General features: G+C 70.9%; 11 protein-coding genes, 5 tRNA genes and 1 pseudogene. 7 read left to right on the forward strand and 10 right to left on the reverse strand.

What is annotated here, in order from left to right; translation table 11 throughout:
* Positions 1-9 precede the first annotated feature (9 nt).
* Positions 10-726, forward strand: coding sequence for an IclR family transcriptional regulator NdgR (ndgR, locus tag ACFYZJ_RS22105; RefSeq protein WP_023546516.1), 717 nt, complete (start codon positions 10-12; stop codon positions 724-726).
* Positions 727-828: 102 nt separating this feature from the next.
* On the opposite strand, the gene ACFYZJ_RS22110 is transcribed toward ndgR, so the two are convergent.
* Complete coding sequence (locus ACFYZJ_RS22110) at positions 829-1,314, reverse strand: DUF4188 domain-containing protein (RefSeq protein WP_388570603.1); 486 nt, start codon at positions 1,312-1,314, stop codon at positions 829-831.
* A gap of 112 nt (positions 1,315-1,426) precedes the next feature.
* Here ACFYZJ_RS22110 and ACFYZJ_RS22115 point away from each other — a divergent pair.
* Positions 1,427-2,083, forward strand: a pseudogene (locus tag ACFYZJ_RS22115) (MerR family transcriptional regulator).
* Between the two features lie 44 nt (positions 2,084-2,127).
* On the opposite strand, the gene ACFYZJ_RS22120 reads toward ACFYZJ_RS22115, so the two are convergent.
* The 6 genes from ACFYZJ_RS22120 to ACFYZJ_RS22145 all read right to left on the reverse strand — a co-directional run bounded on the left by ACFYZJ_RS22120 (position 2,128) and on the right by ACFYZJ_RS22145 (position 3,422).
* Positions 2,128-2,200, reverse strand: a tRNA-Glu gene (locus tag ACFYZJ_RS22120).
* A 26-nt stretch (positions 2,201-2,226) separates the two neighbouring features.
* Positions 2,227-2,298, reverse strand: a tRNA-Gln gene (locus tag ACFYZJ_RS22125).
* A 21-nt stretch (positions 2,299-2,319) separates the two neighbouring features.
* Positions 2,320-2,392: transfer RNA gene (locus ACFYZJ_RS22130), tRNA-Glu, on the reverse strand.
* 23 nt (positions 2,393-2,415) lie between these two features.
* Positions 2,416-2,488 (reverse strand) — tRNA-Glu (locus tag ACFYZJ_RS22135).
* Positions 2,489-2,527: 39 nt separating this feature from the next.
* A tRNA-Gln gene (locus ACFYZJ_RS22140) sits at positions 2,528-2,599 on the reverse strand.
* A 91-nt stretch (positions 2,600-2,690) separates the two neighbouring features.
* Positions 2,691-3,422 (reverse strand): HAD family hydrolase, encoded by a 732-nt coding sequence (locus ACFYZJ_RS22145; protein WP_388570604.1) that lies wholly within the window; start codon positions 3,420-3,422, stop codon positions 2,691-2,693.
* A 109-nt stretch (positions 3,423-3,531) separates the two neighbouring features.
* Between ACFYZJ_RS22145 and ACFYZJ_RS22150 the strand changes: the two genes are divergently transcribed.
* Entirely contained in the window at positions 3,532-3,816 is a 285-nt protein-coding gene (locus tag ACFYZJ_RS22150; RefSeq protein WP_388570605.1) for a type II toxin-antitoxin system RelE/ParE family toxin, read from the forward strand.
* Positions 3,817-3,868: 52 nt separating this feature from the next.
* Here ACFYZJ_RS22150 and gltX read toward each other — a convergent pair whose 3' ends face one another.
* The 3 genes from gltX to ACFYZJ_RS22165 all read right to left on the reverse strand — a co-directional run bounded on the left by gltX (position 3,869) and on the right by ACFYZJ_RS22165 (position 6,687).
* On the reverse strand, positions 3,869-5,344 hold the full coding sequence (gene gltX / locus ACFYZJ_RS22155) for a glutamate--tRNA ligase (protein WP_388570607.1): 1,476 nt from the start codon (positions 5,342-5,344) through the stop codon (positions 3,869-3,871).
* Positions 5,337-6,113 (reverse strand): fumarylacetoacetate hydrolase family protein, encoded by a 777-nt coding sequence (locus tag ACFYZJ_RS22160; RefSeq protein WP_388570609.1) that lies wholly within the window; start codon positions 6,111-6,113, stop codon positions 5,337-5,339. Before ACFYZJ_RS22160 ends, gltX begins: the two co-directional genes overlap by 8 nt.
* A 385-nt stretch (positions 6,114-6,498) precedes the next feature.
* Entirely contained in the window at positions 6,499-6,687 is a 189-nt protein-coding gene (locus tag ACFYZJ_RS22165; protein ID WP_388570610.1) for a hypothetical protein, read from the reverse strand.
* A 601-nt stretch (positions 6,688-7,288) separates the two neighbouring features.
* On the opposite strand from ACFYZJ_RS22165, the gene ACFYZJ_RS22170 reads away from it, so the two are divergent.
* The 4 genes from ACFYZJ_RS22170 (at position 7,289) to ACFYZJ_RS22185 (ending at position 12,482) form a co-directional block, all read left to right on the forward strand.
* Complete coding sequence (locus tag ACFYZJ_RS22170) at positions 7,289-10,993, forward strand: nitrate- and nitrite sensing domain-containing protein (protein ID WP_388570612.1); 3,705 nt, start codon at positions 7,289-7,291, stop codon at positions 10,991-10,993.
* A 9-nt stretch (positions 10,994-11,002) separates the two neighbouring features.
* The gene (locus ACFYZJ_RS22175) at positions 11,003-11,416 is read left to right on the forward strand and encodes a roadblock/LC7 domain-containing protein (protein ID WP_103838061.1); all 414 of its coding nucleotides are present in this window, start codon (positions 11,003-11,005) and stop codon (positions 11,414-11,416) included.
* A 111-nt stretch (positions 11,417-11,527) separates the two neighbouring features.
* Positions 11,528-11,926: a DUF742 domain-containing protein gene (locus ACFYZJ_RS22180; RefSeq protein ID WP_103838060.1), complete on the forward strand. Its 399-nt coding sequence runs from the start codon at positions 11,528-11,530 to the stop codon at positions 11,924-11,926.
* Positions 11,907-12,482 carry an ATP/GTP-binding protein gene (locus tag ACFYZJ_RS22185; RefSeq protein ID WP_054219273.1) on the forward strand — a complete coding sequence of 192 codons (576 nt, stop codon included), beginning with the start codon at positions 11,907-11,909 and terminating at the stop codon, positions 12,480-12,482. The genes ACFYZJ_RS22180 and ACFYZJ_RS22185 overlap by 20 nt, the downstream gene beginning before the upstream one ends.
* Positions 12,483-12,601 lie beyond the last annotated feature (119 nt).

Raw genomic sequence — 12,601 nt, forward strand, 5'->3', positions numbered from 1 at the left:
TATCGTTGCATGGACAACAGTAGCGGCGTCGGCGTTCTGGACAAGGCGGCCCTCGTCCTGAGCGCTCTGGAGTCCGGTCCGGCCACCCTCGCGGGCCTGGTCGGCGCCACCGGACTGGCACGACCCACGGCGCACCGCCTCGCCGTGGCGCTTGAGCACCACCGTATGGTGGCGCGCGACATGCAGGGCCGTTTCATTCTCGGCCCCCGGCTGGCCGAGCTGGCCGCGGCGGCGGGCGAGGACCGCCTGCTGGCGACGGCGGGCCCGGTGCTGACCCACCTCCGCGATGTCACGGGCGAGAGCGCGCAGCTCTACCGGCGCCAGGGTGACATGCGCATCTGTGTGGCCGCGGCGGAGCGCCTGTCCGGCCTCAGGGACACGGTCCCGGTCGGCTCGACGCTCACGATGAAGGCCGGCTCCTCCGCGCAGATCCTGCTGGCCTGGGAGGAGCCCGAGCGGCTGCACCGCGGCCTGCAGGGCGCCCGCTTCACGGCGACGGCCCTGTCGGGCGTACGGCGCCGCGGCTGGGCCCAGTCCATCGGCGAGCGCGAGCCGGGCGTGGCGTCGGTCTCGGCGCCCGTACGCGGCCCCTCGAACCGCGTCGTGGCCGCGGTGTCCGTCTCCGGCCCCATCGAGCGCCTGACCCGCCACCCGGGCCGTATGCACGCCCAGGCGGTCATCGACGCCGCCGCCCGCCTGTCCGAGGCGCTGCGCCGCTCGGGCTGACCGTCCCGGACGTCACCCGGGGAGGAGGGACCGGCCTCAACGCCGCGGCAGGCCCCTCCGGCTCCCCTTCGACGTACGGACGACACTCTCGTCACGAGGCTCTCAGGAGAGCTGCAGCCGGTCGGCGGCCCGGTCGCCTCGGCGGCCGACCGGCACGACACCAATGGCCCTGCCCAGGCCGAACTCGGGCATGTTCATGTAGACCGCCTCATGGGAGCTGGCCGGCACGACGTAGGTCTCGTGCCAGAAGCCGACCTTCCCCTTCCCCTCGCGCAGCCGCCGGTTGAAGGCGGCCCAGGCCGGCCGGTGGTTCTTGTCCGGGGCGGCCGCGTAGGCCAGGAGCTTCTCCTTCGACTCCCAGTACTGGACCAGGTACAGCTCGCGCACCCCGCCCAACAGGGACTTGTAGCCGAGCAGTCCGCTGCCCTCGTCCCGTTCGAGCTCCGCGAGCATCGGCCCCATGGCCCTGACCACCGGCCACCAACTGCGCACCGCCGCAAAGCTGTTGATGCGCATCCCGACGTGGAAGACGACCACCCCGTCCTCGCTCGCGGCCGTCGTGCGCCCCTCGATCGGCTTTCCGCTCATGATCGCCCCCACTCGGTCCTCATCCGGCCCGGTCATTGGATAGCTTGACTATCCTGATTGGATAGTAACACTGCCCAATAGGGGCGCAAGAGGAAAGTCGGTGCGGGACGGGATGCGACTGGCGGAGCTGAGCGCGCGCAGCGGGGTCTCCACGGCGACGATCACGTACTACCTGCGCTAAGGGCTGCTGCACGCCGGCCGCCGGATCACGGCCAAGCAGGCCGAGTACGACGAGGAGCACCTGCGGCGGCTGCGGCTGGTGCGGGCGCTGATCCAGGTGGGCCGGGTCCCGGTGAACTCGGCCCGGCAGGTGCCGGCCGCCCTCCGGGACCAGGACCTGGACCGGAACGAGCGCCTGGGCACTGCCGTGTGGGCCCTGCCGCACGGTCCGGCGCCGGACGAGGGGGACCCGGCCACCGAGGCGGCCCGGCGCACCGCCGACGCGCTTCCGGACCGGCTCGGCTGGAACTACGGTGCCACGCCCGGCCCGTCCGGAGAGCCGACGGCACCCGCGTACGGGATGCCGGTGACCGCGATCACCACGCTGTCCCGGCTGGGCTGTCCCTGCGCCGTCGAGGACTTGGAACCCTACGCCCGCGCGATGGAGCGGATCGCGGTCACCGACCTGGACCTGGTGGAGCGCTACGGGACGCCGGACGAGCAGGTGGAGGCCGCCGTGGCACTGACCGTGCCGTACGAGCCGGTGCTGCTCGGTCTGCGCCGGCTGGCGAAGGCGGAGGAGTCACGCCGCCGGTTCAGCGGGAAGTGACGCACGGACAAGGGCCCTCCCGAGGGAGGGCCCTTTTGACTGTGTACCCCCGACCGGATTCGAACCGGCGCTACCGCCTTGAGAGGGCGGCGTGCTAGGCCGCTACACAACGGGGGCGTAGATCATACGTTTCCGCAGATCAGCTGGTCTACCTGGACTCGAACCAAGACTAACTGAACCAGAATCAGTCGTGCTGCCAATTACACCATAGACCAAAGGTGGTTTAGACCTTTCAGTACCCCCGACCGGATTCGAACCGGCGCTACCGCCTTGAGAGGGCGGCGTGCTAGGCCGCTACACAACGGGGGCCCATGTGATCCTGGAAGGATCCGTACCCCCGACCGGATTCGAACCGGCGCTACTGCCTTGAGAGGGCAGCGTGCTAGGCCGCTACACAACGGGGGCTTGCGGATGGGATCCGCGGGTGCAGATGAGCTCTGCGAGCTGGCCTACCTGGACTCGAACCAAGACTAACTGAACCAGAATCAGTCGTGCTGCCAATTACACCATAGGCCACTGGAACGCAAGCCCCTGCGGGGATCTTGTTCTAGTTCTGCGCTTAGGAGTTCCGGCCTTCCGGCCCGCTCCCCGCGGCGCAGGAAGAACATTACCTGAAGGTGGACGGCGCTCCAAAACGGGTATCGGCGCACAGGATCGCGGGTAGTTCGGCGAGGGACGAGATCCGGTGGGGGCCCTCGATGGCGTCACCGCTGATGAGCGCCGTGTCACGGCAGATCCAGACCGACAGCAGACCCGCCTCGGCGGCGCCGCGCCCGTCGATCTCCGGGTGGTCGCCGACGTACGCCACCTGGTGGGGGGCGAGCCCCAGGGCGTCGCAGGCGGCGCGGAAGGCCCTGGCGTCCGGCTTGGAGATGCCGAGCTCGGCTGCGCACAGGACGGCCTCGAAGCGGTCGCGTACACCGAGCGTGCGGAGTTTGTGCTCCTGGACGTGGACGCTGGAGTTGGACAGCACGGCGTGTCGGTGGCTGGCGGCGAGGGCGTCGAGGACGGGCAGGACGTCGGGGAAGAGCGCCCAGGCTGCCTGGTAGTGGCCCAGGTACCGCTGGAACCAGGCGTCGGCCTCGTCGTCGCTGAGCTCCTCGCCCAGGAAGACCCGCACCCGGTCGCGGCGCTGCCCCTCGAAGGAGACCTCCCCGGCCGCGTAGCGCGCCCACTGGACGTCGGTGATCTCACGCCAGCGCGCGAGGGCCTGCTCGACGGTCGCGAAGCCGCTCAGCAGACCCTCGGCCGCCAGGTGGGCACGCATGCCGACACGGTCGGCGGTGGTGTAGTCGAAGAGGGTGTCGTCGACGTCCCAGACCACGGCCCGAATACTCATGGCCCGACAGTAACTCGGACCGGTGACGCCTCTGCCGTTTTCCAGTCTTCGGTCGCCCGCGGATGTCGTAGCGTGGTGGAACCGACGAGCGAAAGACCGAGCCACAGCCATGACCGAGTACCGCGTCCAGTTCACCGTCGAGGCCCGTGCGACGTACGACGCCCTGCCCGCGGAGCGCCGGGCTCAGCTGGACAAGGCGCTGCGCATACTGGCCCGTGACCCGTTCCACAAGACGGCTACCGCCCAGCTCGGCCCGGACGAGCATCTGCGCAAGGCTTACGTGGCTCCCGGCGTCGTACTCGAGTACATGGTGGCGGGCGCGATCATGGTCGTCGTCGTCCTGGAGATCTTCGACGAGAGCCACTACCTGATCGACGAGAACGACGCCGCCTGACGTACGCCGAAGGGGCGGCACCCGGACTCCGGGTGCCGCCCCTTCGGCGTGCTCACGCCGCCAGCTTCGCCAGCGCCGCGTCGATGCGGGCGATTGTCTTCTCCTTGCCCAGGACCTGCAGGGACTCGAAGAGCGGCAGGCCGACCGTGCGGCCGGTGACCGCCACGCGGACCGGGGCCTGGGCCTTGCCGAGCTTGAGGCCGTGCTCCTCGCCGGCCGCCAGCACGGCCTCCTTCAGCGACTCCGGGCTGCTCCAGTCGGCCTGGAAGAGCTTGGCGCGGGCCGTGCTCAGCAGGGCGTCGGAGCCCTCCTTCATCGCCTTGGTCCAGCTCGCCTCGTCGAACACCGGCTCCGCGAGGAACAGGAAGTCGACGTTGTCGGTGATCTCGGACAGGACCTTGACGCGGGTCTGTGCGTGCGGCGCGATCGCCTGCCACTTCGCCTCGTCGAAGTCCTCCGGCGCCCACGGGGCGAACGGGGCCTTCAGCCACGGCCGGCAGCGCTCGGTGAACTCCTTCACGTCCAGCAGCCGGATGTGGTCGGCGTTGATCGACTCGGCCTTCTTCAGGTCGAAGCGGGCCGGGTTGGGGTTCACGTCCGTGATGTCGAAGGCGGCGACCATCTCGTCGATCGAGAAGATGTCGCGGTCGGGCGCGAGCGACCAGCCCAGCAGGGAGAGGTAGTTGAGCAGGCCCTCGGGCAGGAAGCCCTGCTCGCGGTAGAGGTTCAGCGACGACTGCGGGTCGCGCTTGGACAGCTTCTTGTTGCCCTCGCCCATCACGTACGGCAGATGGCCGAACTCGGGCACGGCCTTGGCGACGCCCAGCTCGATCAGCGCCCTGTACAGGGCGATCTGCCGCGGCGTGGAGGAGAGCAGGTCCTCGCCGCGCAGGACGTGGGTGATCTCCATCAGGGCGTCGTCGACCGGGTTCACCAGCGTGTAGAGGGGGGCGCCGTTGGCCCGGACGATGCCGTAGTCCGGCACGTTCTCCGGCGTGAAGGTCAGCTCGCCGCGGACCAGGTCCGTGAAGGTGATCGGCTCGTCGGGCATGCGGAAGCGGACGATCGGCGTGCGGCCCTCGGCCTCGTACGCCGCCACCTGCTCGGCGGTCAGGTCACGGCAGTGCCCGTCGTACCCGGACGGCTTCCCGGCGGCGCGGGCGGCGTCGCGGCGGGCGTCCAGCTCCTCCGTGGTGCAGTAGCAGTGGTAGGCGTACCCGCCGTCCAGGAGCTTGTTCGCGACGTCCTTGTAGAGGTCCATCCGCTGGGACTGGCGGTACGGCGCGTGGGGGCCGCCGACCTCGGGGCCCTCGTCCCAGTCGAAGCCCAGCCAGCGCAGCGAGTCCAGAAGCTGGACGTACGACTCCTCGGAGTCGCGGGCCGCGTCCGTGTCCTCGATGCGGAAGACGAACGTGCCGCCGGTGTGGCGGGCGAACGCCCAGTTGAACAGGGCGGTGCGGACCAGGCCCACGTGGGGGTTGCCGGTCGGGGACGGACAGAAACGTACGCGGACGGAGCCGTTAGCCACGCTTGATCACCTTGTTGGTGAGAGTGCCGATGCCTTCGATGGTGACGGCGACCTCGTCGCCGACGTTGAGGGGGCCGACCCCTGCGGGGGTGCCCGTGAGGATCACGTCGCCGGGGAGCAGCGTCATGGCCTCGGAGATGTTGACGATCAGATCCTCGATCGGGTGGATCATCTCGCTCGTGCGGCCGAGCTGGCGCTGCTCGCCGTTGACCGTGAGCTGGATGGTGAGGTCGCTCGGGTCGAGGTCGGTCTCCACCCAGGGGCCGAGCGGGCAGGAGGTGTCGAAGCCCTTGGCCCGGGCCCACTGCTTCTCACGGCGCTGGACGTCGCGGGCGGTGACGTCGTTGGCGCAGGTGTAGCCGAGGATCACGTCCTTGACGCGCTCGCGCGGGACCTCGCGGCACATGCGGCCGATCACCACGGCCAGCTCGGCCTCGTGGTGCAGTTCCTGGCAGAAGGAGGGGTAGGCGATCTCGTCGCCGGGACCGATCACCGAGGTGGACGGCTTGAAGAAGGCGAACGGGGCGTCGGGGACCTCGTTGCCCAGCTCGCGCGCGTGCTCGGCGTAGTTGCGGCCGAAGGCCACGACCTTGTTGGGGAGCACGGGCGGCAGCAGCCTGACCTTGCTCAGCGGGACCTTGGTGCCGGAGAGCTCGAAGTCCGCGAACGGGATGCCCTTGATGATGTCGAGGACGAGCTCGTCCGGCTTGTCACCCTCGACCGCACCGAAGGCGACGTTCCCGTCGATGGAGAATCTGGCGATGCGCACGGGATCCTTGCGCCCCTTAACTGAGCTGGCTGGAGTCTGACGCTCCAGGCTAACGCGGCAAGGGGTGGGGACCTCGCGCTTTACGGGCGCCACCGGGTTCCCTACGTGATCGGCGGGGCGCCACCGCGCGCCCGCCACCGGTCCCGTGCGCCATCGGCGGCTCGCGCCGGGAGACGATCATCCGCCCGGGTCAGAGGTGAGAGGCCGTTGACCGCGCGCCCCTGGATCCGGCACCGCGCACGCGGGGCATCCGGGGGCTCCATGCGGGTGTGCCGCCACGTGCCGTGACCGACACCTCGCCTGCCGCGCGGGACTCACCCGTGGCACGGGCGTGGGTTCCGCGTGGCAGGCGCCTCCGTTGAGCGTGCGGCGCCCACAGTGCGTACTACTGCGCGACGGAGGCCTGGGCCGGGACCTCCATGAGGACGGTGCGCTTGGGATTGGCGGTCTGGGTGGGAAGGTCGACGGAGTGTTCCGGTGTCGCCGGCACCTGCAGCTCGTCGGCCTCGGCGATGTGCGCCAGCGTCGTCCGCCGCGGGTTGGCTATGGTGCGGAACATCATCGTGGTCTTCACTGTTGTCGTTGACCTCGTCGTTGCGGGCGCCGGGCGGGCCTCAAGGGCCGTCGCCGGGGCGCGGGTTGTCGGATTCGCCATCCCTGTAAAGCGTCAGGCTAAACATCCAATTCCCACGCAAAGCCCCGAAGAGGGTCTGATCACCGTGTGAGTTTGCTCACTGACCGACAGACAAAAGGGGCAATCGCCGCCATCAATCCCCTTCAATGAAACGGACATTGCTCCATTGAAGCCCGCATTCCGCTCCTGATCATGGCGACTGGGACACCACGCGCATGCCGGCGCCTCGTCCGCTTACGCCCGTTATGTACGGGATCACTCTCTACGTCGGGTGACGCAATCCTCACAAGGTGTCACGGAGGTCACACGCTGGCCCGTCGGCCTTGTTGGAGATCCGGCACTGTGCTGGAATTCCACGGACCGCCGCGGGATCGCACCGGCGCACAGGGGGCGCAACGCAGCGCCGAAAAGCGGCGGGAAGGGGGAGCCAGCGCCGGTCACTCACGACCACCCGGGGAGCGTATTCAGGGCGCCCCCCACGACGCCGACACCGTCCCACCGCTCGTGCGGAGGGACGCCTGGTCCAGAGGTTGCGACGCTAGTGCAGGGACGTTTCAAGAGGGATGGCAGCGCTTCGGCGGAGCCGGAGCCGCACGGCGGGACCGACCGCGGTTCCTCGCCCCAGCGCGCCCAGAACCCGGGACCGGCACCGGCTGCCGGCGGCCCCGAGCGGCCCGGGCGCACCGGCGCGTCCACGCTCGGCACGTCACCCACGCCGCCCCCGGCGCCCAAGAGCAGCATTCCCCCAACCGACCCCGGCTCCCGCATGGCGCTGCGCAACTGGCGCATCTCCACGCGTCTGGTGTCGCTGCTGGCGCTCCCCGTCGTCGCGGCGACCTCGCTCGGTGCCCTGCGCATCAGCGAGAACATGGACCAGATCCAGCAGCTGGACAACATGAAGCTGCTGACGGACATGACCACGCAGGCCACGCAGCTGGCGGAGGCGCTCCAGGAGGAGCGCGACCAGTCCGCGGGCCCCCTCGCCCACGGCGCGGACGCGAACGACTACACGGTCAAGGGCGTCCGCGACAAGACCAACCGCGCCCGTTCCGCCTTCCTGGAGGGCACCCAGGAGATCGGCGACGCCTCCGGCAGCGGCCAGCTCTCGGGTGTGCGCGACAGCATCGTCGGCATCGCGAGCGAGCTGAACAACCTCAGCGCGATACGCGCCAACGCCTACAAGGACCCGAAGAACTCCACCCAGACGGTCGAGGCCTACCACCGTCTGATCACCGGCCTGCTCAGCCTGTCCCAGGACATGGCGGAGGCCACCAGCAACCCGGAGATGATCCAGCGCACCCGCGCCCTGGCGGCCTTCTCCACCGCCAAGGAGTACGCGTCCGTGCAGCGCGCGGTCATCGCGGCGGCCCTGCCCGCGAGCAACACCACGTTCGGCCAGCTCTCCGAGAACGACCGCCAGTACGCCCTCTCCGCCCTGGAGAGCCAGGACTCCGAGCTGGACAGCTTCCGCAGCATCTACGGCGACGGCGCCGAGGACCTGACGAAGCCGATCGACCAGGGCAGCCCGACCATCGAGGCCGCCGACCAGTACGCCGGTCGCGTGCTGAAGAGCGCCAACGGCCTGCAGTCGCAGGACAAGCGCTCGTACAAGGACTGGATCGACGACGACTCGACCAAGATCCAGCAGATGAAGAGCATCGAGGGCACGCTCCTGGAGCAGATGGAGCAGAAGGCCCGCGAGCTGAAGAACGCCTCGCAGCGTGAGGCGATCATCTCCGGTGCGCTGATCCTGCTCGTCCTCGGCGTGTCCCTGGTCGGCGCCTTCGTCGTGGCCCGCTCCATGATCCGCTCGCTGCGCCGACTGCAGGAGACCGCGACCAAGGTCGCCCAGGAACGCCTGCCCGAGCTGGTCAAGCAGCTGTCCGAGTCCGACCCGCAGGACGTCGACACGTCCGTGGAGTCGGTCGGTGTGCACTCCCGGGACGAGATCGGCCAGGTGGCCGCGGCCTTCGACGACGTGCACCGCGAGGCGGTCCGCCTCGCCGCCGAGCAGGCCCTGCTGCGGGGCAACGTCAACGCGATGTTCACCAACCTCTCGCGCCGCTCCCAGGGTCTGATCCAGCGCCAGCTGTCGCTGATCTCCGAGCTGGAGTCCCGCGAGGCCGACCCGGACCAGCTGTCCTCGCTGTTCAAGCTCGACCACCTGGCGACGCGTATGCGCCGCAACGGTGAGAACCTCCTCGTCCTCGCGGGTGAGGAGCCCGGCCGCCGCTGGACCCGCCCGGTCCCGCTGGTCGACGTGCTCCGCGCCGCCGCGTCCGAGGTGGAGCAGTACGAGCGCATCGAGCTGGCCGCGGTCCCGGCCACCGAGGTCGCCGGCCGGGTCGTCAACGACCTCGTGCACCTGCTCGCCGAGCTGCTGGAGAACGCCACCTCGTTCTCCTCGCCGCAGACCAAGGTCAAGGTCACCGGTCACGCGCTGCCCGACGGCCGCGTGCTCATCGAGATCCACGACACCGGCATCGGTCTGTCGCCGGAGGACCTCGCGGCGATCAACGAACGGCTCGCCTCGCCGCCCACCGTGGACGTCTCCGTCTCCCGCCGCATGGGTCTGTTCGTGGTCGGCCGCCTCTCGCAGCGCCACGGCATCCGCATCCAGCTGCGCCCCTCCGACTCCGGTGGTACGACCGCGCTGGTCATGCTCCCGGTCGACGTCGCCCAGGGCGGCAAGAAGCCCGCCCCGGGCAAGCCGGGCCAGGGCGCCCCGCACAGCGGTGGCCCGGCCGCAGCGCAGGCCGCCGCTGGCGCGGCCGCGGCCCGACGCCAGGCGCAGCAGGGCAGCCGGCCCGCCGGCGGCCCGGGTCTCGACGCCGGCCCGCAGCGTGGGCAGGTGGGCGCCGGTGAGGGCCCGCGCGCCGCGCTGCCCGGCGCCTTCCCCGGTGGCCGTCCCGGTGGTCCCGGCGCACCGCAGGCCCCCGTCTCCCCGCAGGGCCGGCCGGCCCCGGCGGGCGCGGGAGCCGGTGGCTTCGGACAGGGCGGTCCGCAGGGGATGCAGGCGGCCCAGGCCTTCCAGGAGCCCGGTTCCCGGCAGGGCGGCTTCGGTGACGGCGGCCCGGGCCTGCGCCCGGCCGGCTTCGGCGACAGCGCCCCCGTACCGCCGCAACAGCCGCAGCAGCAGTCGCCGCAGCCCAAGGAGCGGGGTGGCCGTCGCCGTCCGCAGCTGCCCGGGCGTGGCGGACCGCGGCCGGAGCTGCCCGGTGCCGGCTCGCAGCAGCGCACGCCGAGCTGGAGCGACGAGAACGCGCAGCCGCCGGTGCCGCGCGCCTCGCTGGACGCCCCCCGCGGCCACGAGGAGCCGGACGCGCTGACCTCGACCTCTCCCATGCCGCGGATCGACGACCGTCAGGGCCCCGGCTCGACGGCGGAGATCCCGCGCGTGGACGACCGCCAGGAGTTCCCGCGGCCGGACTTCAACTCGCCGCGCCCCGCCGCGGGTTCCCCGGACAACGGGCAGTTCGTCCGCTCGGACGTCTTCGGCGCCCCGGGCCAGGGCGGCGCCCCGGGCCGCTTCCCGGCGCCGGGACAGGGCCAGGACACGGGCCGCTTCCCGGCGCCCGGCCGGGCCCAGGACCCGGCCACGACCGGCCAGTTCGCGCAGCAGGGCTACGACGGCTCCGGCACGGGCCAGTTCGCGGCCCCGGGCTTCGGCAACCACCAGGACCCCTCGGCCACCGGGCAGTTCGAGCGTCCGCAGGCGGGCGGTGAGGCGTACGGCGCCTCCCGGCCGCCCGTCCCCCAGCAGCCTCAGCGCCGCCAGGAGCCCGAGGCGCTGCCGCCGGCGGCGGGTCCCGGAGACGGGCGTACGCCGCTGTACGACACGCTCGAGACCAACTGGTTCCGCGAACGGCAGCAGAGCAACGGCTCCGCGCCTCAGCAGGCTCCGCAGCAGCAGCCCTCCCCGGGTCCCCAGCGTCCGGCCGGCCCGGCCGGCCCGGCCTGGCGGACCTCCCCGAACGACGAGCTCGTCCGCCAGGCCGAGCGCGTGCGGCAGCCCGCCTCGGGCGGGGTCACCACCTCCGGCCTGCCGCGCCGGGTCCCGCGCGCGAACCTCGTGCCGGGCACGGCCCAGCAGCAACAGCACCACAGCGGTCCGCAGGTCTCGCGTGCGCCCGACGACGTGCGCGGTCGGCTGACCAATCTCCGACGGGGCATCGCCCAGGGTCGCCAGGCCGGTACCGGCCAGACCGGCAGCTTCCCCAGCCCCACTCACCAGCAGGAGCGTTAGTTGAGCCCGATGAGCCAGGCGGCACAGAACCTCAACTGGTTGATCACCAACTTCGTGGACAACACCCCCGGGGTGTCCCACACCGTCGTCGTGTCCGCCGACGGTCTCCTGCTGGCGCTGTCGGAGGGCTTCCCCCGTGACCGCGCCGACCAGTTGGCGGCCGTGGCCTCCGGGCTCACGTCGCTGACGGCAGGAGCCTCCCGGATCTTCGAGGGCGGCACCGTGGCACAGACCGTCGTCGAAATGGAACGCGGCTTCCTGTTCCTGATGTCCATCTCGGACGGCTCGTCCCTCGCCGTGCTCGCCCACCCCGAGTGCGACATCGGCCTCGTCGGCTACGAGATGGCGCTCCTGGTCGACCGCGCGGGCGCGGTACTCACGCCCGACCTGCGCGCCGAACTCCAGGGCAGTCTGCTCCACTGACCGGCCCCGGTACCACCCACCTCACGAAATCACCGTCAGGCCGCCACAGTCCCCCCACCGGCCCCGTCAGACGGCTAGCCCGACCGACTTGCTGTCCCGCCCGGAGGATTCATGACCCCGCCCACCGCCTCTCACGATCCGTACGCCGAGCCGTACGGGGACGAGGGCGACCAGCCGCTGGTCCGTCCGTACGCGATGACGGGCGGCCGGACCCGGCCGCGCTATCAGCTCGCGATCGAGGCGCTGATCAGCACCACGGCCGACCCGGCCCAGCTGATGGGACTGCTGCCGGAGCACCAGCGGATCTGCCACCTGTGCCGCGAGGTGAAGTCGGTGGCCGAGGTGTCGGCGCTGCTGGCCATGCCGCTCGGTGTGGCCCGGATTCTCGTCGCGGACCTCGCCGAGGCCGGACTCGTCGCGATCCACCAGCCGGGTGGCGACGAGAACAACGGCGGCGCGCCGGACGTGACACTGCTCGAAAGGGTGCTCAGTGGACTTCGCAAGCTCTGACGGGGGGCGGGCGACCACCTCCGCGAAGATCGTGGTGGCGGGCGGCTTCGGCGTCGGCAAGACCACGTTCGTGGGCGCCGTCTCGGAGATCAACCCGCTGCGCACGGAGGCCGTCATGACCTCCGCGTCCGCGGGCATCGACGACCTCACCCACACCGGGGACAAGACCACCACCACGGTGGCGATGGACTTCGGCCGTATCACCCTCGACCAGGACCTGATCCTCTACCTCTTCGGTACGCCGGGCCAGGACCGCTTCTGGTTCATGTGGGACGACCTGGTCCGCGGCGCGATCGGCGCGGTGGTGCTCGTGGACACCCGGCGCCTGGCCGACTGCTTCCCCGCGGTCGACTACTTCGAGAACAGCGGCCTGCCCTTCGTCATCGCCCTCAACGGCTTCGACGGGCACCAGCCGTACACGCCGGACGAGGTGCGCGAGGCGCTGCAGATCGGCCCCGACACCCCGATCATCACCACGGACGCCCGACACCGGGCGGACGCGAAGAGCGCGCTGATCACGCTGGTGGAACATGCCCTCATGGCCCGCCTGCGGTAGATCAAGTCCGCGGCACCATACGGCAGTTGCCGTAGATCACCGGGTGCCGGCTGTGGCGTTTGACACGGTCGGCCCCGGTGTTCATAACGTTTCGACAGAGAAATTCGGTGGTACCGACA

The organism is Streptomyces sp. NPDC001848 (genome assembly GCF_042891915.1).
GTDB lineage: Bacteria > Actinomycetota > Actinomycetes > Streptomycetales > Streptomycetaceae > Streptomyces.

Coding starts and splice junctions, on each gene's coding strand:
- ACFYZJ_RS22110 (WP_388570603.1), bottom strand. CDS start 1,314: ATGAGCGGAAAGCCGATCGAGGGGCGCACGACGGCCGCGAGCGAGGAC.
- ndgR (WP_023546516.1), top strand. CDS start 10: ATGGACAACAGTAGCGGCGTCGGCGTTCTGGACAAGGCGGCCCTCGTC.
- ACFYZJ_RS22145 (WP_388570604.1), bottom strand. CDS start 3,422: ATGAGTATTCGGGCCGTGGTCTGGGACGTCGACGACACCCTCTTCGAC.
- ACFYZJ_RS22175 (WP_103838061.1), top strand. CDS start 11,003: ATGAGCCAGGCGGCACAGAACCTCAACTGGTTGATCACCAACTTCGTG.
- ACFYZJ_RS22150 (WP_388570605.1), top strand. CDS start 3,532: ATGACCGAGTACCGCGTCCAGTTCACCGTCGAGGCCCGTGCGACGTAC.
- ACFYZJ_RS22180 (WP_103838060.1), top strand. CDS start 11,528: ATGACCCCGCCCACCGCCTCTCACGATCCGTACGCCGAGCCGTACGGG.